The sequence below is a fragment of the Glutamicibacter uratoxydans genome (assembly GCF_050753455.1).
GTDB classification, from domain to species: Bacteria; Actinomycetota; Actinomycetes; order Actinomycetales; family Micrococcaceae; genus Glutamicibacter; species Glutamicibacter uratoxydans_A.
The window spans coordinates 984404-1006339 of sequence record NZ_CP192736.1; the positions used below are offsets into that span (position 1 = coordinate 984404).

23 protein-coding genes are annotated in these 21936 nt (G+C 56.9%); 14 read left to right on the top strand and 9 right to left on the bottom strand.

From position 1 onward, the window contains the following. The first annotated feature begins 56 nt into the window (after positions 1 to 56). The 6 genes from ACQQZ8_RS04545 to ACQQZ8_RS04570 all read left to right on the top strand — a co-directional run bounded on the left by ACQQZ8_RS04545 (position 57) and on the right by ACQQZ8_RS04570 (position 5785). Complete coding sequence (locus tag ACQQZ8_RS04545; protein WP_431711502.1) at positions 57 to 1211, top strand: acyl-CoA dehydrogenase family protein; 1155 nt, start codon at positions 57 to 59, stop codon at positions 1209 to 1211. A gap of 15 nt (positions 1212 to 1226) precedes the next feature. Next, positions 1227 to 1727, top strand: coding sequence for a MaoC family dehydratase (locus ACQQZ8_RS04550; protein WP_431711503.1), 501 nt, complete (start codon positions 1227 to 1229; stop codon positions 1725 to 1727). Positions 1728 to 2088: 361 nt separating this feature from the next. After that, entirely contained in the window at positions 2089 to 3303 is a 1215-nt protein-coding gene (gene dxr, locus ACQQZ8_RS04555) for a 1-deoxy-D-xylulose-5-phosphate reductoisomerase (RefSeq protein WP_431711504.1), read from the top strand. Next, positions 3300 to 4643: a M50 family metallopeptidase gene (locus tag ACQQZ8_RS04560; RefSeq protein ID WP_431711505.1), complete on the top strand. Its 1344-nt coding sequence runs from the start codon at positions 3300 to 3302 to the stop codon at positions 4641 to 4643. The genes dxr and ACQQZ8_RS04560 overlap by 4 nt, the downstream gene beginning before the upstream one ends. Before the next feature lie 24 nt (positions 4644 to 4667). Continuing rightward, complete coding sequence (locus ACQQZ8_RS04565; protein ID WP_431711506.1) at positions 4668 to 4970, top strand: YciI family protein; 303 nt, start codon at positions 4668 to 4670, stop codon at positions 4968 to 4970. 260 nt (positions 4971 to 5230) lie between these two features. Further along, complete coding sequence (locus tag ACQQZ8_RS04570; RefSeq protein ID WP_431711507.1) at positions 5231 to 5785, top strand: NADPH-dependent FMN reductase; 555 nt, start codon at positions 5231 to 5233, stop codon at positions 5783 to 5785. Between the two features lie 42 nt (positions 5786 to 5827). Here ACQQZ8_RS04570 and ACQQZ8_RS04575 read toward each other — a convergent pair whose 3' ends face one another. Continuing rightward, positions 5828 to 6112: a hypothetical protein gene (locus ACQQZ8_RS04575; RefSeq protein WP_431711508.1), complete on the bottom strand. Its 285-nt coding sequence runs from the start codon at positions 6110 to 6112 to the stop codon at positions 5828 to 5830. A 227-nt stretch (positions 6113 to 6339) separates the two neighbouring features. Here ACQQZ8_RS04575 and ispG point away from each other — a divergent pair, with 227 nt between their 5' ends. The 6 genes from ispG (at position 6340) to ACQQZ8_RS04605 (ending at position 12838) form a co-directional block, all read left to right on the top strand. Beyond that, positions 6340 to 7506 carry a flavodoxin-dependent (E)-4-hydroxy-3-methylbut-2-enyl-diphosphate synthase gene (ispG, locus tag ACQQZ8_RS04580; protein WP_431711509.1) on the top strand — a complete coding sequence of 389 codons (1167 nt, stop codon included), beginning with the start codon at positions 6340 to 6342 and terminating at the stop codon, positions 7504 to 7506. Further along, on the top strand, positions 7460 to 8347 hold the full coding sequence (locus ACQQZ8_RS04585; protein ID WP_431711510.1) for a GNAT family N-acetyltransferase: 888 nt from the start codon (positions 7460 to 7462) through the stop codon (positions 8345 to 8347). Before ispG ends, ACQQZ8_RS04585 begins: the two co-directional genes overlap by 47 nt. A gap of 58 nt (positions 8348 to 8405) precedes the next feature. Beyond that, the gene (locus ACQQZ8_RS04590) at positions 8406 to 9098 is read left to right on the top strand and encodes a hypothetical protein (protein ID WP_431711511.1); all 693 of its coding nucleotides are present in this window, start codon (positions 8406 to 8408) and stop codon (positions 9096 to 9098) included. A 122-nt stretch (positions 9099 to 9220) separates the two neighbouring features. Next, positions 9221 to 9985 (top strand): hypothetical protein, encoded by a 765-nt coding sequence (locus tag ACQQZ8_RS04595; protein ID WP_431711512.1) that lies wholly within the window; start codon positions 9221 to 9223, stop codon positions 9983 to 9985. Between the two features lie 220 nt (positions 9986 to 10205). Next, entirely contained in the window at positions 10206 to 11993 is a 1788-nt protein-coding gene (locus ACQQZ8_RS04600) for a proline--tRNA ligase (RefSeq protein WP_431711513.1), read from the top strand. Positions 11994 to 12043: 50 nt separating this feature from the next. Beyond that, complete coding sequence (locus ACQQZ8_RS04605; protein WP_431712136.1) at positions 12044 to 12838, top strand: sulfite exporter TauE/SafE family protein; 795 nt, start codon at positions 12044 to 12046, stop codon at positions 12836 to 12838. A gap of 97 nt (positions 12839 to 12935) precedes the next feature. On the opposite strand, the gene ACQQZ8_RS04610 is transcribed toward ACQQZ8_RS04605, so the two are convergent. The 8 genes from ACQQZ8_RS04610 to ACQQZ8_RS04645 all read right to left on the bottom strand — a co-directional run bounded on the left by ACQQZ8_RS04610 (position 12936) and on the right by ACQQZ8_RS04645 (position 19572). Beyond that, positions 12936 to 13478 (bottom strand): hypothetical protein, encoded by a 543-nt coding sequence (locus tag ACQQZ8_RS04610; protein WP_431711514.1) that lies wholly within the window; start codon positions 13476 to 13478, stop codon positions 12936 to 12938. A gap of 174 nt (positions 13479 to 13652) precedes the next feature. Further along, positions 13653 to 14036, bottom strand: coding sequence for a hypothetical protein (locus ACQQZ8_RS04615; RefSeq protein WP_431711515.1), 384 nt, complete (start codon positions 14034 to 14036; stop codon positions 13653 to 13655). A gap of 407 nt (positions 14037 to 14443) precedes the next feature. After that, entirely contained in the window at positions 14444 to 15121 is a 678-nt protein-coding gene (locus ACQQZ8_RS04620; protein WP_431711516.1) for a response regulator, read from the bottom strand. A gap of 10 nt (positions 15122 to 15131) precedes the next feature. Next, entirely contained in the window at positions 15132 to 16331 is a 1200-nt protein-coding gene (locus ACQQZ8_RS04625) for a sensor histidine kinase (protein ID WP_431711517.1), read from the bottom strand. Next, the gene (locus tag ACQQZ8_RS04630; RefSeq protein ID WP_431711518.1) at positions 16298 to 16705 is read right to left on the bottom strand and encodes a hypothetical protein; all 408 of its coding nucleotides are present in this window, start codon (positions 16703 to 16705) and stop codon (positions 16298 to 16300) included. Before ACQQZ8_RS04630 ends, ACQQZ8_RS04625 begins: the two co-directional genes overlap by 34 nt. 98 nt (positions 16706 to 16803) lie before the next feature. Further along, positions 16804 to 18957: a peptidase domain-containing ABC transporter gene (locus ACQQZ8_RS04635; protein ID WP_431711519.1), complete on the bottom strand. Its 2154-nt coding sequence runs from the start codon at positions 18955 to 18957 to the stop codon at positions 16804 to 16806. Positions 18958 to 19139: 182 nt separating this feature from the next. After that, positions 19140 to 19307 (bottom strand): hypothetical protein, encoded by a 168-nt coding sequence (locus ACQQZ8_RS04640; RefSeq protein ID WP_431711520.1) that lies wholly within the window; start codon positions 19305 to 19307, stop codon positions 19140 to 19142. A gap of 97 nt (positions 19308 to 19404) precedes the next feature. Further along, a complete protein-coding gene (locus tag ACQQZ8_RS04645) occupies positions 19405 to 19572 on the bottom strand; it encodes a hypothetical protein (protein WP_431711521.1) in 168 nt (55 codons plus the stop codon). 275 nt (positions 19573 to 19847) lie between these two features. On the opposite strand from ACQQZ8_RS04645, the gene ACQQZ8_RS04650 reads away from it, so the two are divergent. Continuing rightward, on the top strand, positions 19848 to 20966 hold the full coding sequence (locus ACQQZ8_RS04650; protein ID WP_431711522.1) for a YihY/virulence factor BrkB family protein: 1119 nt from the start codon (positions 19848 to 19850) through the stop codon (positions 20964 to 20966). 170 nt (positions 20967 to 21136) lie between these two features. Next, a complete protein-coding gene (locus ACQQZ8_RS04655) occupies positions 21137 to 21805 on the top strand; it encodes a hypothetical protein (protein ID WP_431711523.1) in 669 nt (222 codons plus the stop codon). Positions 21806 to 21936: the final 131 nt, after the last annotated feature.

The window sequence follows — 21936 nt, forward strand, 5'->3', positions numbered from 1 at the left end:
GGCAGGTCACCCATATTTCGCCGTCGGGGGAGCGGATAGTGAGATAAGGAGAATAAATGCTGAACCATGATCTGGATGAGCATTATCAAGACCTGATCTCCGTGGTGCGAGAATTTGCCCGCGAGGTCGTCGCCCCGGTTAGCGCGCATCACGATGCGACACACACCTTCCCTTATGAGGTGGTTGCGCAGATGGGGGAGTTGGGTCTTTTCGGGTTGCCGATTAGTGAAGACTACGGCGGCATGGGCGGGGACTATTTTGCGCTCTCGCTGGCACTCGAAGAGCTCGGTAGAGTGGATCAATCCGTGGCCATTACCCTGGAAGCTGGCGTCTCGCTTGGAGCCATGCCCATTTATCGTTTTGGCAGTGAGGCACAAAAGAACCGGTGGCTTCCGGAACTGGCCAGCGGGCAGAAGCTAGGCGGTTTCGGTCTAACTGAGCCGGGAGCCGGCTCGGATGCTTCAGCAACCAAAACCAAGGCCGAACTGGATAACGGACAGTGGAAAATCAATGGGTCAAAGGAGTTCATTACTAACTCCGGGACCACCATCACCTCGCATGTCACCGTCACCGCAGTGACCGGACAGGAAAAGGACACCGGGGCTAAGGAAATCTCTGCCCTGATCGTTCCGAGTGGGAGCGCGGGATTCACTGTTCACCCGGCCTACGACAAGGTTGGCTGGCGGGCAAGTGACACTCATCCACTGAGCTTTGATGATGTCCTGGTGTCCGAGGAGAACCTGCTGGGTGAACGCGGGCGAGGGTATGCCTACTTCTTGGAGATCCTCGATGAGGGGCGAATCGCTATTGCTGCCCTAGCTACCGGTGCGGCCCAGGGGTGTTTGGATGAGGCAGTGGAATATGCCAAGAACCGGATCACCTTTGGAACCCCCATTGGCCGCAACCAAGCGATTTCCTTCACCATCGCACGGATGGCCTCGCGCGTGCATTCAGCCCGACTTGCCTATTACGCGGCCGCTGCACGCATGCTCGCCGGTAAGGATTTCAAAGTTGAAGCCGCACAAGCCAAACTGATTGCCTCCGAAGCAGCCATGGATAATGCCCGGGACGCTACACAAATCTTTGGCGGCTACGGATTCATTAATGAGTCACTGGTGGCTCGCCATTACCGCGACTCAAAGATCTTGGAGATCGGTGAGGGCACCAGCGAAGTACAGCTGATGCTGATTGCCCGCAGTCTGGGACTGTGATTAAGGAGAAGCGAAATGAAACGGATTGAGCAGCGCGGTCTGTATTTCGACGAACTGCAAACCGATGTGCTTTATGTGCACACTCCCGGGCGCACGATGACCGAAGCTGACAACGTCCTATTCACCACGATGACCATGAATACCCAGGGGCTACACCTTGACGAGGTTTTCGCCTCCGCCCAGCCCTTGGGCAAACGCGTGATGAATTCGATGTTCACGCTGGCAACCATGGTCGGCCAATCGGTGACCCAGCTAACCCAAGGAACAATCGTAGGACAGCTGGGACTGGCCAAGATTACCTTTCCGCACCCGTTGTATCCCGGGGATACCTTAACTACCGAGACCACAGTGGTGGCATTGCGCCCCAGCAAGTCGAAGCCGGGTTTGGGGATTGCTACCTTCGCACACACCGGACGCAATCAACACGGCACGGTGGTGGCCACCGCTGAACGCAGTTGCTTGATGTTCACCGCGGAGGCCCACCGGGCAGCGGCGGCGAGCCAAAAACTGGTTTAGAAGATCGAACAGTAATGGTGTTGCGAGCGGCCCTTCGAATCATAGCGTGCTGGCCGGTGGCCTGAGGTTGGGCGACTAGGAACTCTAGATCTAGGTGAACCGAAAGCCCAATTAACCCGAGAGCTTCTGTTTGCTCTTGCGTAGCAAGGTGTTCATCGATCCGGCAAACATTGAGTGATGGCTAACTCGGCACTCTGAGCAACGTGCGCAGTGCAGCTGCGGTCAGCATCAGGCGACGAAGTCGCTGAACCGAGGCCATCAAACTCCACACGTAACCCACACTCTGCTGCCAAAGTGGTGCGTTATCGGCTGCCGCCCGACGCTTTGGGAGCTCACAGTTAAACAGTCCATAATTAACTAAGTGAGCACCCAATCAACTTTTACTCCGCTAGGCCATCCACGCCGCGTCATCCTTTTGGGATCCACCGGCTCTGTGGGAACCCAGGGCTTAGATGTTATTGCCCAAGCGCCGGAACTCTTTAGCGTCGCGGCGCTCGCCGGGGGATACAATCTCAAACTGCTCGCCGAGCAGGCCGTGGCGGTGCGTGCCGAGGTGGTCGGTTGCGCAGCTGAGGATGCGAGCGGGCTGGCCGCTGCCATCGCCGCGGCTGCTGAGGCTGCCGGGGTGAAGAATTTTCATCCCGAACTCGTGGCAGGTAAACACGCGGCCACGCAGATTGCTGGATACGCTCAAGCGGACGTGGTGCTCAACGGGATTACTGGAGCCATCGGGCTGGAACCGACACTCTCCGGGCTGAAAGCCGGGCACCTGATGGCTCTGGCAAATAAGGAATCGTTGATCATTGGTGGCCAGGTGGTGATGGCTGCGGCGCAAGCCGGGCAAATTGCTCCGGTGGACTCGGAACACTCGGCCTTAGCCCAGGCGCTACGATCGGGAAGCAGCGACGAAGTCGCCAAACTCATTGTCACGGCTTCTGGAGGCCCTTTCTTCGGATACACCCGGGAGCAACTTGACCAAGTCACCCCCGCCCAGGCGCTAGCTCACCCGACCTGGGATATGGGCCGTGTGATTACCACGAACTCGGCGACCATGGTCAACAAAGCGCTGGAGATTATCGAGGCTCACCTGCTTTTCGACGTTCCGCTAGAAAAGATTGAACCGGTGGTACACCGGCAATCCATCGTGCACTCGATGGTGGAATTTATCGACGGTTCGGTGATCGCTCAAGCCTCGCCACCTGATATGCGCCTGCCCATTGCCTTGGGGATGAATTGGCCGCACCGGGTGGCCGGAGCCGCGACTCCCTGCGATTTTTCAACAGCAGCGAGCTGGACCTTCGAGCCGTTGGACGGAGAGGTGTTCACCGCGGTCAAACTTGCTAAGCAAGCTGCCAGCACCTCGGGTACCCATATGGCCGTCTATAACGCGGTGAACGAGGTTGCGGTCGACGCTTTCCATGAGGGGCGGATCCGCTTCACTGACATTGTCGATTCGATCGAACGTGCCCTAGATTCTTACCAGGCACCCTCCGGGGAACTCAGCGCCGAATTGGTGCTGGAAACCGATCAGTGGGCCCGGAGCTATGCCAGTGAGTTCATCAAGGAGATGGCATGAGTACGCTGCTGTTCATCGCAGGCGTGTTGGTGATGATCGTGGCGGTTGCCGCTTCGATCGCGCTACACGAAGTCGGGCACCTGTTACCGGCTAAGAAGTTTGGACTGCGCGTACCGCAGTACATGATCGGTTTTGGAAAGACCCTCTTCTCCTTTAAACGCGGGGAAACCGAATACGGGGTTAAAGCCATCCCACTGGGTGGCTATGTCTCCATGGTGGGGATGTACCCGCCGCAGCCTGCCACCGCCACCGAAGGGAAGAAACGGGGTTTCTTCCCGAAAGTGTTCGGGCAGCTTATCGATGATGCTCGTTCGCAGGCTAACGAACAGGTCAAAGTCGAAGATGACGGCCGGATGTTCTATCAGCTGCCGATCTACAAGCGGATTATCATCATGCTCGGCGGACCATTGATGAACCTGCTCATTGGTTTTGTGATGATCGGTATCGTGGTGATGGGTTTCGGGGTATCCACCGCGACTACTACCGTCAGTGAGGTCTACCAGTGCATGGCCACCGCGGAGCGCAGCGACGCCACGGAATGTCACAGTGGCGACCCGGCGGCACCGGCTTACGCCGCCGGACTGCGCCCGGGGGATACCATCACCGCAGTCAACGGGCAGGCCGTGGCTCACGATGCTTGGTATGAACTGACCGGTGTGATTCGTGAACATCCGGGCCAGAGCATTGCTCTGGAATATGAACGTGGTGGCACCGTGCACGCCACCACCCTGACCCCGTATCTGACCGAACGTCCGGTGCTGGATGAGGACGGCTATGCGGTTTCTGGCCCGAATGGGCAAACCTTGACCGAAGAGGTTGGGTTCGTGGGGATGGCTTCCGAGCTGCAGAACCTGCCCCAACCGATTAGTGAAGTTCCGGTGGTGGTGGGGGATCAGCTCTTACGCATCGGCGAAGTGATTCTCCATTTGCCGCAACGCATGGTTGATGTGGCTCAGGCTGCTTTTGGTACCCAAGAACGCGACCCGAACGGGCCAGTCTCAGTAGTGGGGGTGGGGCGTATCGCGGGGGAAATCAATGCCTCGGATCAACTGGAGGTGACCGACAAGGCTGCCTCGCTGGTTTCCCTCATTGGCGGCCTTAATCTTGCGTTGTTTGCTTTCAACCTGATCCCCTTGCTGCCTTTGGACGGCGGGCACGTGGCCGGTGCGCTCTATGAGGGGGTCAAGCGCTTCTTTGGCCGTCTTGCCGGGAAGAAGCATGTTGCTCCGGTAGACACCCTCAAGCTGTTGCCGCTGACCTATGTGGTGGTGGTCGCCATGATGGTGATGGGCGGACTGTTAATATACGCCGACATCTTCAAGCCCATTCAAATCTTCTAAGCTGTGGAGTTATAACCTTAGGTCATGACTGTTTTTGCTGTTGAATACTTGTACGCCGAAAATTCAGTGGAGTTGCGTAACGAACACCGCGCCGCCCACCGCGGCTACCTTTCCGATTTTTTGGACACCACCGCTGCGGTTTCTGTGCTGGCTTCGGGGCCATGCCCGGTGGCCGATAGGGCGCTACTCATTTTCCAAGCAGACTCCGAGGAGCAGCTACGTGAGGTCTTGGAGAACGACCCATTCAATATGGTCGGTGCGCTGGAACAGGTCAAGGTGACCGAGTGGAACCCGGTTACCGGGCTCCTTTCACAGTTCGCCTCCTAGAACCGGACACGTTGGTCCCCACATCCATCCGGGTGTGGGGACTTTGTGCTTTCGGGACGAATACCTAGATACCGGCACGCTACCGATCCGGTCCCTCGCCGCATTCTTTGCTCATGAAGCGAAGTGGATCGCCGATACGTACCAACCGTGGCGAGCATCACTGCTGCCACTGGGAATCGAAATAGCTGACCATCGGTTGTGAAAGTTGAAGTATCACCTATGCGCATCTTAAGAGCGCAATCCCAAGGAGAAATACCCTTATGGCAACTACCGTATTGGCACTCGTCGGCTCGCTACGTCATGGATCCACTAACCGTCAGCTGGCCGAAGCCACCGTCGAAAACGCGCCACAGGGTGTTGACGTGAATGTTTATGCGGGTCTGGAAGAGATCCCGTTCTACAACGAAGACAATGATGTTGAAGGTCAGGTGCCAGAAGCTGCTGTCAAGCTGCGTGCGGCCGTTGCCGAAGCCGACGCCCTGATTCTGGTATCCCCGGAGTACAACGGCACCATGCCAGCGGTACTGAAAAATGCCATTGACTGGCTCTCCCGCCCCTTCGGTGCCTCGGTGGCCAAGGACCTGCCTGCTGCGGTAATCGGTACCGCCTTCGGTCAGTACGGTGGCGTATGGGCCCAGGACGAGGCCCGCAAGGCTCTGGGAATTGCTGGTGCAAAGGTGTTGGAAGACATCAAGATTGCCATCCCGAACTCAGTGGTTCGTTTCGCTGAAACCCACCCGAAGGATGACGCCGAGGTGGCCGAGCAGGTTTCGACCATGCTTAATGAAATTCGTAAGGTCGCCGAAGCAAACTAATTCGTCAGATCTAAAGGATGGTGAGTAGCGATCCGCGGATCGCTACTCACCAGTTCCGTTTTGGCGTTCTACTTCGGCTTCTAGCTGGGAATTTCTCAGGATCAACTGGCTAGTCAGCAGCGTGCTGGTCGCAGCGAGGTACGGAACATAGACAGTGAATCCGGTGGCATCTTCCAAAAGCCAACGGAAGAGGAAAAACACCGTGACGGCCAGAATCAGACATAGTGTCAGTTGTTGCCACCTGCGCCGGCGACCGGTGACGGATTCCGTCTTGGAGCGCCGCGAACCGTTTAAGCCGAAATAGTCGATAAGTCCTGATAGATCCATCAATAACCGTCCTTGGGCTTTCTGTAGCTCACCGTATTTACTCCACTCATCATAATAAACGTCAAGCGTTCGGTGAATCACTCTTAAGGACGAGATGCCAAACCGATGGGATGGACTCTATGTGTGAGTGTCAGTAAGGGTGGCCTAGCTCGCATCCGTACCCTTTAGCCAGCAGACAGTGACATACTTGAAACTGAGACATACCCAAATACTTTTGGAGGCATCCATTGACCTCGGTCAAACTCGGCATGCCGGCAGCACCACCGCCGGTCGTCGCACCACGTCGTAAGACCCGCCAGTTTAATGTTGGCCACGTGGGAATCGGATCAGATTCGTCCATCAGCGTGCAGACGATGACCACCACCAAAACCTACGATATCAACGCAACGCTGCAGCAGATCGCGGAATTGACCGCAGCTGGTTGCGACATTGTGCGTGTTGCTTGCCCTACGGATAAAGATGCCGAAGCGCTAAAAATCATTGCGATGAAATCGCAAATCCCGGTCATCGCCGATATTCACTTCCAGCCAAAGTACGTCTTTGCCGCGATTGAAGCAGGCTGCGGTGCAGTACGTGTTAATCCTGGAAATATCCGTAAGTTCGATGACCAGGTGAAGGAGATCGCTCAGGCGGCCAAGGACCACGGCACCTCGATTCGTATCGGAGTTAACGGTGGATCGCTACATCCAAAACTTCTAAAGAAGTACGGAAAGGCCACTCCGGAGGCCTTGGTCGAATCGGCCATTTGGGAAGCTTCGCTTTTCGAAGAGCACGGTTTCCGTGATTTCAAGATCTCGGTGAAGCACAGTGACCCGGTAATTATGGTTCGTGCCTACCAGTTATTGGCAGAATCTGGTGATTGGCCGTTGCACTTGGGTGTGACTGAGGCCGGACCGGCCTTCCAAGGAACCATCAAGTCTGCGACCGCTTTCGGTGCGCTGTTGTCGCAGGGTATCGGTGACACTATCCGCGTTTCCCTCTCCGCCCCACCGGTGGAAGAGGTCAAGGTGGGCAATCAAATCTTGGAATCGCTGAACTTGCGCCCGCGCAAACTCGATATTGTCTCCTGCCCTTCCTGCGGTCGAGCACAGGTTGATGTGTACACCTTGGCCGAAAAAGTTACCGAGGGCTTGGAAGGCATGGAAGCTCCGTTACGTGTGGCAGTCATGGGTTGTGTAGTCAATGGCCCAGGCGAGGCTCGCGATGCAGACCTTGGTGTGGCCTCAGGCAACGGTAAGGGGCAGATTTTCGTCAAGGGTGAAGTCATCAAGACCGTTCCGGAAGACCAGATCGTCGAAACGCTCATCGCCGAGGCCAACCGTATTGCCAGCGAGATGGAATTGAACAATGGCGAAGATTCTGCCTCGGGTGCTCCCGTGGTTACCGTCAGCTAAAGATGATTCCGATCAGCTAACACGCGTGCTGGGCCGGGAGGATACCCCGGCCCTGCTCGCGATGCTGGACAAAGATCCAGTATCGAATATTTTTCTCCGCGCACAGGTGGATCAGCATGGCACCGCCGCGCCCGACGGATTCGCTCGAATACTCGCTCCTAGCGACCCGGCACAGCTAGTTAACGCGTGCTGGGTCGGAGCAAATATCGTGCCCACGCCCATGGCACCATCTTTGGCACAAATCTATGCGCGCCGAGCCATGGCTACCCGCCAGCGCTTTGCCTCGGTATTCGGTCCAAGTGAGGCCGTGATGGCCATGGAGCCGATTCTGGCTCGGGGATCCCAACAGATTTTTGACGTTCGGCCCAACCAACCATTGTTGGTGATGGATGATCTTTCTCCTGTCGAACCCAGCCCCACGTTGCGCCCGGCCACAATCGATGATTTCGATGCGGTCCTTCCGGCTAGTGCCGCAATGTTTGAAGAAGAGCTTGGTTACTCCCCACTGAGCAGTGGGGGAGGCTACTATCGGAGCCGCGTGCGCCAAATGCTCCGGAACGGGCATACCTTTATCGATGTCGATCAATACGGCGAGATAATTTTCAAAGCCGATTTGGGCACCGTGACGTCCCACGCAACACAGATCCAAGGCGTATGGATCAACCCCCGCTATCGAGGTCAGTCTCTTGCAGCGAACTATATGGCCGCGGTAGTCAATCACGCGCTCACCTTCGCGCCCGTGGTCAGTTTGTACGTCAACGACTACAACGAGCCTGCCTTGCGAACCTATGAACGCGTAGGCTTTCGACAAATTGGTACCTTCGCAACGATTCTGTTCTAGTCTAAATGTTGGACTGAGCCATAGGCGGTTGGGTCGACCGTCACGGAAGGACTGCTGAATGCGCGGGTATCGGACGAAGGTGTTGCTCTCAGCCTTGAGTGCCACCGTATTACTCTTGGCTGGTTGCTCTGTGGCGGAACCAAGCGTCGAGCAATCGACTGAACTCGAAGGCAGCGCCGCAAGTGAGCATACGGCCGAGGAACTTGTTCAAGTTCTGGAAGTGCAGACTACGCAGCATCCGAACAGTCAGGTACTTAGTGATCAACAATTGCGTGAGTCCATCCCCGCGGCGGAAGCTTGGCTTCAAGAGCTTGAAGTGAATCCCGAAGAATGCGGACTCACACTCAGCGCTCCCGTGGCCGAACAGCTTGAACATGCCGTGATGGCAGCCCTTCAAACGGAGGATAGTCTGATCACGCTAGCTTCCTATGAGGACGCCAAACAGTTAGCCGAGAACTTTGATGCAGGGTCCGAACGTACTGAGCGATGCTCGCGCTATACAGTTCTCAACGGTTCCCAACGAGTGGCCTTCCATATGGCTGCCCAAGAAGTATCGACGGAGGCAGAACGTACCGTCGCGCATGTACTCACCAGCAGCGATGGCGCGGCTTCGGAGCAACAGTTACTTCTAAAAGTCGCCGATGGAAATGTGATGATCACGATTAATCAGCCTTTACAAAACAATGCGAAAGACGACCAGTTTCAATCGCTATCGCAACAGGTCAATGAACTATTAGCCGCCTTAGAGTGATCCCTGATTGAAGTTTGACTTCTCGACTTAATCGCAGATCTCCGGGATTTCTTAGGAACAATATCTCCAACATGTGGTCAAATAGTAGGAGTTATAACGCATCCCTACCTAAGGATTTGAGCATGAAGAAGCGTTCGTTGATGATTTTGCCGCTGGCTGCCGCATTCGCCTTGACGGGTTGTTCCGGATCGGACGATAACGGTGGCGCAGAAACTGCACCCGAGGGTACCCAAACTGAGCAGAGCACTCAGAGCGAGGAAACCGCGCAAGCCGAAGCAGCTTCGGGTGAAGCTCTCGACGGAGCTCAGGTTAAGAGTGTCGTTGAGGCGCTCGTAGCTGGTAAGGGCGAAGCCCAGATCCTTGATGGCGATACGATCGCTGCCACCCTGCCACAGGCACAGGCCATGATCGAATCCATGAACATTGAGCCAGCTCAGTGCGCCGAACTGATTTCCCAGCAGGGTTCGTGGGATGTTGAAGGCATTAACATGGCCGTTGCTACCGTACTTGAAGGTACCGATGCAACCAGTTATTCCGTTTCCTCTTACGAGGACGATGCGAAGCTGGATGAAGCACGCACGGCTGCACAGAGCAAGGACATGCAAGGCTGCGAGAGTTTTTCGATGGAAGCCGAAGGTCAGAAACTAGAAGCGTCCGCTGAAATCGTAGATGCTTCCTCAGACGCAGAGATTACCCTGGTGACCAAGACGAACGTGACCATGGACGGCGTTGACATTCCGATGAATTCGATTAGCGTTCAGGCCATTGAAGGTCGCACCGCTGTATCCGTCAGCGCATCCGGTGACGTGTCTGACGAACAGCAGATTATCGATGAGCTGATCTCCGAGGTGAATCGAGCAGTGGCGGAACTCGCCAACGTTCAGTAAACGAGATTGAGAAGTGCCGCTCTGACTGCCGGGTCTTAGCCCGCGGTGAGGGCGGCTTTTTCTTTTCCTTCACAACGGTTCGGCAAGCCGCAGCAGAGTTGAGCGGCTAAGATTGTTCGTGGTCGTGAAATCGGCCAAACAATAAGATTTTGCATTGCTAAGTTCATGGCCTGCCCATTATCCGGCGGTGGCGTGCAACTTACGGAAAAGGATACGAAGCGTGGTCTTGAAGCTTTCCACCATGTTCCTGCGCACCTTGCGCGAAGATCCGGTTGACGCCGAGGTTGCCAGCCACAGGTTGCTGGTGCGTGCCGGTTACATCCGCCGTGCCGCCCCGGGAATCTACACTTGGTTACCGCTTGGCCTGAAGGTGCTGGCCAAGGTCGAGAACATTGTGCGTGAAGAGATGAACGCCATTGGTGCCCAAGAAGTGCATTTCCCGGCGCTGTTACCGCGCGAACCGTATGAGCAGACCGGACGTTGGACCGAATACGGCGAGGGTCTCTTCCGTCTGAAGGACCGCAAAGACGCTGATTACTTGCTAGCGCCGACCCATGAAGAAATGTTCACGCTGCTGGTCAAAGACCTGTACTCCTCGTACAAGGATCTTCCGGTGTACCTTTACCAGATTCAAAATAAGTACCGTGACGAGGCACGTCCACGTGCTGGTCTGCTGCGTGGCCGCGAGTTCATCATGAAGGACTCGTATTCCTTCAACATTGATGACGAGGGTCTAGACGAGGCCTATATGGCTCACCGTGCTGCATACCTAAAGATGTTTGAACGTCTTGGTCTCGAAGTTGTGCCGGTTTTCGCTCAGGCCGGTGCCATGGGTGGGTCGAAGTCCGAAGAGTTCCTGCACCCAACCCCGATTGGTGAGGACACTTTCGTGCGTTCTCCGGGCGGCTATGCTGCAAACGTCGAGGCAGTGACCACAGTTGTTCCAGAAGCCATCGATTACACCGATGCCGCCGCCTTCGAAGTTCTCGATACTCCGGACACTCCAACGATTGACACTTTGGTAGCTGCAGCGAACGAGTTACGTCCGCGTGCAGACCGTGCCTGGGAAGCCAAAGACACACTCAAGAACGTGGTGTTGGCTGTCGTGGACCCTGAGGGCGAACGTCACCTGGTGGTCCTGGGCGTTCCAGGAGACCGGCAGGTAGACGAGAAGCGCGTGGAAGCCACCATTGGTGCTGCCTTGGGGATCAATGGTGAAGTTCAGGTGGAGCAGGCCAGTGCCGAAGACCTAGCGAAGCACCCTGAGATCGTCACCGGTTATCTCGGCCCAGCTCTTGGACTAGATAACCAGCTGCTGGGTAAGGACACCGAGCACGGTATCACCTACCTGGTTGATCCACGCGTGGTGGCCGGAACAGCTTGGATCACCGGTGCCAACGTCAAGGGTCAGCACGTCTTCAACCTTGTCGCCGAGCGTGACTTTAGCTGGGACGGAACCATCGAAGCGGTCAACGTGCTGGACGGAGATCCAGCTCCGGATGGCTCGGGCCCGTTGCGCACCGAACGCGGCATCGAGATGGGGCACATCTTCCAGCTGGGCCGCAAATACGCCGAGGCCCTGGACCTGAAAGTCCTGGACCAGAACGGCAAGCTGCAGGTGGTAACCATGGGTTCATACGGTGTGGGTGTGACCCGTGCCGTAGCTGCTTTGGCCGAAACCTACCACGACGAAAACGGACTGTCCTGGCCGCAGCAGATCGCACCGGCTGACATCCACCTAGTAGTCACCGGCAAGGGCGCAGAACTTTTGGAGGCCGCCGAAAAGCTAGCCAACGAGTTCGAAGCCGCTGGTCTCGATGTCATCTTTGATGATCGCCCGAAGCTTTCGGCTGGAGTGAAGTTCTCGGATGCCGAACTGATCGGTGTACCGACCATTGTGGTTGTCGGTCGTGGCCTGGCCGATGGCTTGGTAGAGGTCAAGGACCGAGCCAGCGGTGAACGTCGGGATGTGAAGCTCGAAGACGTCGTGGCTGAGCTGCGCGGCTAAGAGTCTCTGACTCAAAGGTCATTTGAAAAGGACGTAGCGCGGTGCAAGAGATCATCGACTTCCTGTCGGTCAACGGCGAACCCGTTCCTGTCTGGCCGCTGGCCCTGCTGTTACTAGCGGGCTTTGCGGCTGGATGGGTGGATGCCGTGGTAGGCGGCGGAGGACTAATCCAATTGCCCGCGCTACTACTTTTTCCCGGGATAACCCCGGTGCAGGCCCTAGCGACGAATAAGCTGGGCTCCATTTTCGGCACCACGACCAGTGCCATTACCTACTACCGGCGCACCAGTCCGGATCTCAAAACGGCGATCCCGATGGCCCTGTGCGCGCTCGCCGGAGCTTTTGGTGGTGCCGGAGTTGCCGTCATCCTCCCCAGCGACCTGATCGAACCGATCATTATTGCAGCCTTGGTGGCGGTACTGATTTTCACCATTGCCAAACCCAAAGCGGGAGAACTCTCGAAGCTGAAATACAGCGGACAAGGACATTACCTCAGAGCCATTCTGATTGGAATTGTAATCGGCGGTTATGACGGGATGGTCGGCCCGGGAACCGGTTCTTTCCTGATTATTGCTATGGTCACCGTGCTTGGTTACAGCTTCCTGCAGGCCTCAGCCAAGGCCAAGATCGTCAACTTGGCCACGAATCTAGGGGCCCTGCTCCTCTTCCTGCCCGGAGGCCACGTCCTAGTCGGCCTGGGTCTAGCCATGGGTGTGATGAATATGTTGGGTGGTTACCTCGGGGCACGGATGGCCATCTCCCAAGGTAGCAAGTTTATTCGCATCATCTTCGTGATCGTGGTTAGCGCATTAATTCTCAAACTCGGATCGGATCTAATTTTCTAACGCTCTTTAGGAGACCTGGAATCCAATAAATAACCCGGCTATTCAATCCACCACATGGGGGATTGAATAGCCGGGTTAGTAGCTGAGAACCCAATGATTAGGCATTCAGGGTGCCGGTACCGTTGCTGCCTTTGTTATCTCCGATACCGCGAGGAATCGGCATACCGGGTTCGGCGTTATCCAGAGCATGGCTTGCCTGCATCATCTCAACCGGGAAGGTTGGTCCGGGCCAAGGGCTGGGTGGCCAGGGAGTGGGCCAAGGGCTCGGAGTCGGCCAAGGTTCAGGCCACGGTGAAGGATGTGGCCACGGGGGATAAGGCACGGTGCGTGAAGTAACTGAGACCGCAGCGACCGCAGTCGCCTCGGCCTTGGGTTCAAGGATCGGCGGCTGGATGGGTCGCGGGATCCTCGGTGGGGTCGGTGGCAAGACAATATCGCAGTACAGTGGTCTGACCATCGGCTCCGGCACCACCGGTCCCGGGCACAGGTCCCGTGGGGGTTTGATCGGATTGATTCGCTCGTGCGGGCTCTTGCTCGCGTTCTCAGTGGTATCGGCCAAAGCCGGTGTTGCCCCTAAGCAGAGGGCTGCGGTGGCCAGAAGCAGGGAAGCTTTGCCCACGACTCGTGATGCACTGCGCATGATGACTCCATTGGGTTGCGGTGAGAGAGAACTATTTCTCTCGGTTGCTGATGTCTCAATCGTTCCGCAGAAGCTCTGCCGGACAATCACCGTGCCGGGGTAACTTCAATACCGCGACGGAATGACTTAGCTCAGCTCGGGGATGGAGTGCAGCAGGACAACTACCATCTAGACCTAAACAGCCTCAAAGGTGTAGGTACCTGGATCGGGCAATACATCGTGTATTTCGTCATTATCGTGCGGGATGTAGTCCACAGAATGTAGGAATCCGTCCACTACCCACAGGTGCACCAACCCCACACCTTCACCCTCGCGAATCGCCTCAAGCGTAGCGAAGGGCCCGCCGCCAAACTTAATCGGAGTCAGTGAAGTTTTGCCGGTGACACCGATTAGTGGGCAGGCGCAGTCTGCGATTTGATTGCCGGCCCAGTAGGCTCGTTCCAATTGCGCCCGGGCTTGCACGAACCGAGAATCCTGTCCAGCACATAGCATGGTGAGTAGCTGGAATTCGGTGGTAGAGAGTTCATCGCCGACTTGGCGCTGTGAAGTGGGGTGCATAGGCACAGCCTATCGAAACACTGACGGTCCTAGGGGCACGATGTCGTTGCTCGGATTGGTCTGCTGAGAGTTGCCATCAAACGCAAGGAAGCCCATGGTCTAACCGATGGAGCGTCGGCTAAACCATGGGCCTATGACTTCCTCCCCCAAGAAAGTCACCTCAGATTCCGGGATATCGGGTTCGCAACAAGCAACAGCTGTGGCGAATCGGTGAAGAGTACACGATCTGGAATCTAACCCTTTACTCATGGATAGTCACTGCGACGGTGTGCCGCGACTATCGAAATGATGCGCGCGGTATCAAATTCCTGAGCGCGCGTTTGCATTTCGACTTCAGTATGACAGTGCCTCGCGGGGTGCGCATCATCCCAGCACGGTATCTTTAGTACCCCAGAGGATGATTTTGCTCAGCTCGCCGGAACTGGGTCGTCGGGGTGGACAAATCCGGAGCGGTAAGCCAGCGCCACCACTGCCGCCCTGTCGCGCGATCCAGTTTTGAACAGGATCCGCGCCACATGTGTCTTGACGGTGGCTTCACTGAGCACCAAGGCATCACGGATTTCTCGATTGGACAGCCCCGCGGCGACGAAGCGCAGCACCTCTTGCTCACGTGGTGTCAGTAATTCGGTGACATCCGGGTGCTCGGCGCTTTTGGTGCGTAGCCGTTGCACTAAACGGGTGGCAGCGGTGGCGTCCAGCCAAGTGTCCCCGGCTGCCACTCGGCGTATCGCATCAGCAATTTCGGTGGGGGAGGCATGCTTGAGCAGATACCCGCTGGCACCGGCTTGGAGGGCTTCGACCACAACATCTTCATCATCGAACGTAGTCATAATGAGCACTCTGACTAGCCGGTCGGGATGAGTGAGCGATTCTCGGACCAGTTCGCGGGTGGCGGTCACGCCGTCCATTCCTGGCATCCTCACGTCCATCAGCACAACCTCGGGTCGGGTGCTGCGCACTAGATCCAAGGCTTCCTGCCCGGAGCCGGCCTCTCCAACGACTTCGAGGTCCGGTTCGGCCGAAAGCAACATGGAAATCCCGGCGCGAACCATTGGCTGGTCATCAACGATTAGAACGGCGGTCATGATCCCTCATTCACTCTTCGATAATTGCTGGTGTACTGCCACTTCCCTGAGCCCCGGTGACCGGCAGGGTGGCTTTGAGTAAGAACCCGTCGCGGGTGGGGCCATGCTGCAGGGTTCCGCCCGAGACACTGATTCGTTCGCGTAAGCCCAGAAGTCCGTAGCCGCCAGAGATCGCTTGGTGAGTTTCGACTCCGGAAATTGAGCGGAGGCTGAGCGTGAGCTTGCCGGGAGACCACTCCTGGGATAGCTCTACCCGGGCTCCCTCCCCGGCATGTTTCATGGCGTTGGCAAGGCCTTCTTGGACTACCCGGTAGGCGGCATGGGCCACACTTGGATCTAGCGGCTGTTCATGGCCGTGGGTGGTGGCGACAACGTCCAATCCGGAGTCGCGTGCCGAGCTGATCAGGCTGGCGGTGTTGGCCAAGGTGTGTGAGTCCTCGGCTTCGGTCGGGCTTTCGCTACGCAGCATTCCGAGTAACCGGTGCAGTTCGCGCATGCTTTGTTCCGCGGTCGCTTGAATGTCGGCCAGCACTCGATCAACGTCGACGCCGGGTTTCTGACTTTTGATGACGGTGCGCACTCCAGCCACCTGCAACACAATCGCGGTCATCGAGTGGGCCACCGAATCGTGTAGGTCACGGCTAATTCGCAGGCGTTCAACCGCGGTTGCTTCGTCGCGGGCTTCTTCAGCCCAACGTCTTTCGGTGGACAAGCGGTGCGCATTGCGGGCTAACGCTCGTCCGGCGATCCAGGACGCGAGCACTACAGCACTCCATAATCCCGCGTTGATCAGAACAAAGAGCACCGTGACACTGTCGTAGTAGGAAACACCGTTATAGGTGGTGATCCCAATCGGCACCACAGAGCTGGCTAATGCTAGCCACGCATGACGTTTGGATGCGTGCCGCGCCATCAGGAACAGCGCCATCATGAACCCGGCCATGCACTCGGCCGCAGGTAGCGTCAACGAGGCTAGCGCAAGTAGCAGCATCGCGAAGTACCCCGGTACCGGGGAACGCGGAATCGCTAACCAACTATAGGTGGCGACACCTACGCCCAGCACGAGCCAGAGCGGAAGCTCGGCTCCGGTGAAGCTATGGGTGTCTCCACCCCAGATGAGCAGATCGATACCAAACACGGCCAGGGCCATGACCGTGCGCACTACGCGGTGGTGTTTCAGCACCCGCGAATCCGGGGAAACAAACGGCACCAGAAGGCGTAAGTGGCTGGCATCCCGCGCGAATGCTCGGGTTCCATGCCTGGCGGGTAGGCTTCGGCCCCGACGTTCAGGGTGCCCTCGGGTAGCTGCAGTGCGCTCAGTGGCTCCCATCGCTCAAACCCCTTGGTGGTCTCGTAGATCTCTTCCACACCGATGCGTTGGCCATCGACAGTGACCTCGACAGAGGCATCAAGTCCACCGGCCAGCACCACGACCACATCGTTCTTGACCGCCCACCCGGTGAGCAGGAGTTTTCCTTGGTGTACCGCTACGGTTTGGGCAGTGCGTTCTGGGGTTGCGGGGGACGAACCGGGGGAGGATGCTGATTGCTCGGTGGTGCCCGCAGGCTCGGATGATTCGGTCACGGTGAACTCCTCGGTAGGCATGCAAGTGACTACATCTTGGCACATGCGTTACTGACTAGTCATCATCCGTAAACGGTACGTCATGTCATTCCGTAGGATCACACACGGCTCCGGCCTCGGATCAGTGAGGCGTACCAGCCTTGGCTGCCGGAGAGTTCTTCCGGGGTGCCGCGTTCGGTAATTTGTCCATGATTTACGACCCAGATTTCATCTGCGTCCGCCGCGACATCTAAACGGTGGGTGATCACGATTCGGGTGATAGATAGTTCGCGTAGAACCTGTTCGATCATTGCCTCGGTGTGTGCATCTAATGCGCTCGTGGGCTCGTCGAGGATCAGAATTTTCGGGTCGGCGAGTAACGCCCGAGCCCACGCGAGCCGTTGCCGCTGCCCACCGGAGAGCCCGGTACCCGAAGACCCTAGCCGCGTGTCGATGCCAAGAGGCAATTCGATGATCTCTGCGGCGAGCTGTGCCCGAGCCAAAGCCCGCCAGACGCTCTCATCGTCATATCCTTCGCGTCCGGCAAGTACCGCGTCACGGATGGTGCCACGACTGAGCCAGTTGTCTTGGAAAACCACACCGATCTGTGGGCGCAAGGATTCGGGCGTTAACTCGCGCAGATCTTGTTCGTCGATTAAGACGCGTCCGACGCTTGGTGTCTGCAACCCGGCCATTAGCTGCGCAAGGGTGCTTTTTCCGCCACCGGTGGGACCCAGGATGCACAGCTTCGAGCCAGCGGCAACCTCGCCACTGATCTGACTGAGCACCTCGCGCCCGTGTCGTTCGTGCCGAAAGCTCACGGACTCTAAACGCAGCTGACCGCTCAGGGTACCTGCCGACAGCTGACCAATTTCCGCGGCCGGAGCCGAATCTAAATCCTCGACACGATCCAACAGCGGGCGGAGATCTGCCGCCCCCACCAGCTGGGTGGCCAGTGAGGTAACCGGCGTGAGTGTAGCTGCGGCCAAGCCCATCAAACCCAGTGCTGCACCGGGGGAGATTTGGTTAAAGAGTCCCAGCGATGTGGTCGAACTGGCCTGCAACAAGATGATCAGTGGCGTGATCACTGCCATGGCCGCCAGTAACGCCAACGCGAGCGCATTGAGTCGAGTGCGGCTGCGGGTGAGTGCCAGTCGGCGTTGTAACAGTTCCTGCCACTCTTTCAGCGCTCCTTGTTCTGCCTGATAGGCCCGCAGCGTGTTCATCCCGTTAATGCTGTCGACCATCAACGTGGAAGATTCCGCGGTCACCAAGATTTCTTCGCGACGCAGCGCAGCACATTTCGCTGCGACCCACAGTGCCAGACCAAGCCCGCTGAATATAATCACGCCGGTGGTCAAGGCCAGTGAGGGGGCAATGAGTAGCAGGGCCACCAGATAGCTGATGGTCAGAATTGCGTCGAGTGCGGCGCCCAGTAACGTGACGCTAAGTAAGGAGTGGATTGCATGAGCCGAATCAACCCGCCCCACCATGTCACCAACCGAACGCCGGTCAAAGAATTTCATGCTCCGACTAAAAAGTGTGGAAGCCACCCGTTTGCTTAGTGAGCCTGCCAAACGGTACTGCAGAGTGGACAATATCCAGTAGCGGGCGAGGGAGAGCACACCGACCACTGCGGCCAGACCGATACCTAAAACCATCCACCGCTGTTGCGGTAAATCGTTGGCGATCATGGAATCGACAATCAGTGCGGTGGCGACCGGAAGTGCGAGTCCGAAGACCGCGAGTAACGCTGAGAGCGTCGCCGCCCAGCCGAAATCGCGGCGCACCGAAAGCAAAATGTCTTTCAAGAGACTGAGCGTCCGTTGCCGTGATTCGGGTGGAAGCTGATCCGAGCTGAGCTTTTGCTCTTCGGCGATAATCAGCACCATACCGCTAGCTTCCTCGGCGAGTTCTTCGGCCGCGATCGTTCGCCTGCCTACCGCCGGATCCATGACAAAGATCTGCGAGCCCCGAGCCCCTTCAACAACCACGTAGTGCCCACGAGAAAGATGCATGATCAGTGGTAGTTGTAATTCGGTGATGCGGGAAACCAATTCCTCCGGGTCGGCCAGCAAAGCCTTTAGGCCTAGACCCCACCGAGCGGCGGAAGCCCGGATAATCCGCCCCGATGACCCATCACGGCCGGGATCCATTTCGGCTCGCACACCGGCCAGTGACACGGTATGCCCCTTGAACCGGAGAATAGCGCTCAGACATGCTGCCGCACAGTCGGTATCGGCGGTCTGCAAGATGACGGGAGGACGGGACATGGCAAGGGCCAGCCTTTCAGGATCGTCGGTGGATTTGGTCGAGTCACGAAGCACTGATTGTTTTGCGCAGCATCGACGGGGATGAAGCGAAGCACGGAAGGTGCCGCAAGGGTAATACTGGCCGATGAACCGCTTCGGGCCCCGGTAGCGCTAGGCTGCCGGGGCCCCTAAATCCATGAGCTTTATTGCGGGTTCAGGTTGATCACGATGCCGTCGCACTGGCCGATGGTTTTGATGCCAATAACTTGGCCATTGCCGTTACGGATAATGGTGATTTCACATGATCCGCCGTGAAAGCTCTCCAGCTCGCTGTCGTTGAGTTCGCGAGTGAATTCGGTCGATGTTCTCATGGTCAGTTCTCCTAAATGTGGAAAGAGTAATGGTGGATGTGGAATCGAGCTGCGAAGGCCGGTATTGGCCAAGGGCTAGCGTCGATGGGCAGTGTGTTTAAGCGGCGCGGGTTTTGACTTCGCAGTCCCCGACGGTGGCATATCCGAGGAATTTCCCGGTTTCGCCGTCGATAATGATGTAGACGGTGCATGCTGCAGCGCCGTGGAACTCATCGAGCTGTTCATCGGTGAGTTCGCGACCTAGTGGAGCGAGGGTGGTGGTCATGATCTTCTCCATCTCTTGCGTGTGACCTGCCCGGATAGCTGGCCATCTGCTCTCCATCCTTCCGCTCGTCGAGACCGGAAACATCGGCCGTTTGCGGGTCGCGCAGCACCGAAGCTGGGGTAGTGAGAATCATCTTGTGGGAGCACCTGTGTACCACCGCGGATGCACTGGCTCTTGCTGGCAAGGTGCTGAAAATATTGAAGAAAACTTCGTACCCTGTTTGAATAACGGCAGATGAGGCAACTCATTGTCGCGACACAAGCTAGAGGTGGAACATGGCCAATAACCAAGAAACCGGAAGCCCAGCCGACATGGTCGACAAGTATACGAATGCCCCGGATGCGGATGCGGCCCGCAAACCAAAGATGCCCACGGATCTACGTCTGCGTTCATGGCGGTATACCTTCAAACGTTCCGTAAACGAGTTTTCGCGCAAGAAATGCACGGACTTGGCTGCAGCATTGACTTACTTCACGATGCTTTCGATCTTCCCGGCATTATTGGCGATGGTGTCGCTGCTCGGTGTCGTGGGACAAGCCGAGACAACAACTCAAAACTTGTTGGGGATGCTCAAGGAAATCGCCAGTGAGCAAGTCGTAACGACCTTAGAACAACCCATCGAACAACTCACCTCTGCGCCGTCGGCCGGGTTCGCGTTAGTTGCCGGTATTCTCGGTGCCCTGTGGAGTGCCTCGGGTTATGTCGGGGCCTTTGGGCGTGCGATGAACCAAATTTATGACGTACAAGAGGGCCGGCCCTTTTATAAGCTGAAGCCAATTTTGCTCTTGATCACCCTGGTTATGTTGGTCGCCGCGGCAGTGATGGCGGTGCTCTTGGTCGTTTCCGGGCCGATCGCCGGCACCATCGGACAGGCCATCGGTCTGGGGGAGCAGGGACTATTGATCTGGAACATTGCCAAGTGGCCGGTGGTCGTGATTTTTGCGATCATCCTCGTGGCAGTGTTGTACTACGGAACCCCGAATGTGAAACAACCAAAGTTCCAATGGATCAGCGTGGGGTCGGCCATCGCGTTGCTGGTGCTCGCCTTGGCGACTTGGGGATTCTTCTACTACGTCTCGAACTTTGGAAACTATAACGCTACCTATGGCGCCATCGGTGGTGTGATCGTCTTGCTGCTGTGGATCTGGATTGCTAATCTTTCACTCTTGTTCGGGGCGGTATTCGATGCCGAACTGGAACGTGCACGGGAACTTCAAGCCGGAATCGAGGCCGAAGAATCGATTCAACTGCCGCCGCGTGACCTGACAGCCGTGGAAAAAATGGCCCAGAAGGAAGCCGAGGACATCCGCCAAGGTGAGGCCCTGCGTTATTCGAGCGAACTCGCAGCCGAGGAAGCCGCTGAGCAGACCAAAACAAAAAACTCCGCAGACTAGACACGTAATTAGCTCTTCTTGCTCCCTGCGAAGTCCACAAGGTGAGATTTTATGAATCTGATTTAATAAATACTCTGCTCCCGCATAAAGTGTGGATGACGAATTCTTAACATCAGAATTTGGGATCCGAGAAATCTTGCCTTTGGGGCAGTGCGTAGGGAGTAATAGAGATGCGGCGAGTATTGGTGCTGGGTGCCTGTCTGACCTTAGCTTTGAGCATGAGTGCCTGTGGCCAACAGACAATGACTGATTCCGAGTCCGCTGCAACCAGCACACCCAAGAACGTTGAGCCGAGTGCGGCATCCTCGGCGCCTGACAGCGCTCCGGCTGAAGCAAGCGAAGCGGTTAAGAGTGAAGAGTCGGCCCAAACCTACCGGGACACTATCGATACCAAGACCGGTGGACTCGGTGCGGCCCTATTACATGAAGAACTAACCGAGCTAGCAGCAGCCACCTCACCCCAGAAGTTCGAGTTGCTGTTCCACCGCTCGGGCGACACAGGGGGAGATATCAATCTCCTGGGTGATCAGGTGCAACTTTCGCTACCGTATACCGATGCCGCAGGCCGCGAAACCTACTTCAGCATTCTGGCAGACGACAAGGTACTGGACTACGCCAACGCCGGCCAGTGGCTTCAACTGCGTGGCGTATTCACCGCGGCGATTTCCCCGGAAAATGAGCGCCAGTTCGAGATTACACTCGTCGATGAATTGGTAGCCAACAAAGCCCACGACGAACAACGCTGCCAACAAACCTCGACCATCGAGGCCGAAGTGTTTGCTGCGGCCGAAGAGCTTCAAGAGGGCCGACGCGGTGAAATATGCCGAACTTCGCGATGAGTGGGAAGAATCCCCACAAGTTTGGTGGGCCGTGAAGTCTACGTCCCAAACGATGGCGCAATCCGCCGGTCAAGTCGGTGGGGATGCCCTAGCGCAAGTCTGCGGCGACTACTGGTTCTAAGCCAATCCGT

What these genes read in the sequence shown, in the direction of transcription:
- ACQQZ8_RS04545 (WP_431711502.1), top strand. Translation starts at nt 57, where the DNA reads ATGCTGAACCATGATCTGGATGAGCATTATCAAGACCTGATCTCCGTG.
- ACQQZ8_RS04550 (WP_431711503.1), top strand. Translation starts at nt 1,227, where the DNA reads ATGAAACGGATTGAGCAGCGCGGTCTGTATTTCGACGAACTGCAAACC.
- ACQQZ8_RS04560 (WP_431711505.1), top strand. Translation starts at nt 3,300, where the DNA reads ATGAGTACGCTGCTGTTCATCGCAGGCGTGTTGGTGATGATCGTGGCG.
- ACQQZ8_RS04565 (WP_431711506.1), top strand. Translation starts at nt 4,668, where the DNA reads ATGACTGTTTTTGCTGTTGAATACTTGTACGCCGAAAATTCAGTGGAG.
- ACQQZ8_RS04570 (WP_431711507.1), top strand. Translation starts at nt 5,231, where the DNA reads ATGGCAACTACCGTATTGGCACTCGTCGGCTCGCTACGTCATGGATCC.
- ACQQZ8_RS04575 (WP_431711508.1), bottom strand. Translation starts at nt 6,112, where the DNA reads ATGGATCTATCAGGACTTATCGACTATTTCGGCTTAAACGGTTCGCGG.
- ACQQZ8_RS04585 (WP_431711510.1), top strand. Translation starts at nt 7,460, where the DNA reads ATGGCGAAGATTCTGCCTCGGGTGCTCCCGTGGTTACCGTCAGCTAAA.
- ACQQZ8_RS04590 (WP_431711511.1), top strand. Translation starts at nt 8,406, where the DNA reads ATGCGCGGGTATCGGACGAAGGTGTTGCTCTCAGCCTTGAGTGCCACC.
- ACQQZ8_RS04595 (WP_431711512.1), top strand. Translation starts at nt 9,221, where the DNA reads ATGAAGAAGCGTTCGTTGATGATTTTGCCGCTGGCTGCCGCATTCGCC.
- ACQQZ8_RS04610 (WP_431711514.1), bottom strand. Translation starts at nt 13,478, where the DNA reads ATGCGCAGTGCATCACGAGTCGTGGGCAAAGCTTCCCTGCTTCTGGCC.
- ACQQZ8_RS04615 (WP_431711515.1), bottom strand. Translation starts at nt 14,036, where the DNA reads ATGCACCCCACTTCACAGCGCCAAGTCGGCGATGAACTCTCTACCACC.
- ACQQZ8_RS04620 (WP_431711516.1), bottom strand. Translation starts at nt 15,121, where the DNA reads ATGACCGCCGTTCTAATCGTTGATGACCAGCCAATGGTTCGCGCCGGG.
- ACQQZ8_RS04635 (WP_431711519.1), bottom strand. Translation starts at nt 18,957, where the DNA reads ATGTCCCGTCCTCCCGTCATCTTGCAGACCGCCGATACCGACTGTGCG.
- ACQQZ8_RS04640 (WP_431711520.1), bottom strand. Translation starts at nt 19,307, where the DNA reads ATGAGAACATCGACCGAATTCACTCGCGAACTCAACGACAGCGAGCTG.
- ACQQZ8_RS04645 (WP_431711521.1), bottom strand. Translation starts at nt 19,572, where the DNA reads ATGACCACCACCCTCGCTCCACTAGGTCGCGAACTCACCGATGAACAG.
- ACQQZ8_RS04650 (WP_431711522.1), top strand. Translation starts at nt 19,848, where the DNA reads ATGGCCAATAACCAAGAAACCGGAAGCCCAGCCGACATGGTCGACAAG.
- ACQQZ8_RS04655 (WP_431711523.1), top strand. Translation starts at nt 21,137, where the DNA reads ATGCGGCGAGTATTGGTGCTGGGTGCCTGTCTGACCTTAGCTTTGAGC.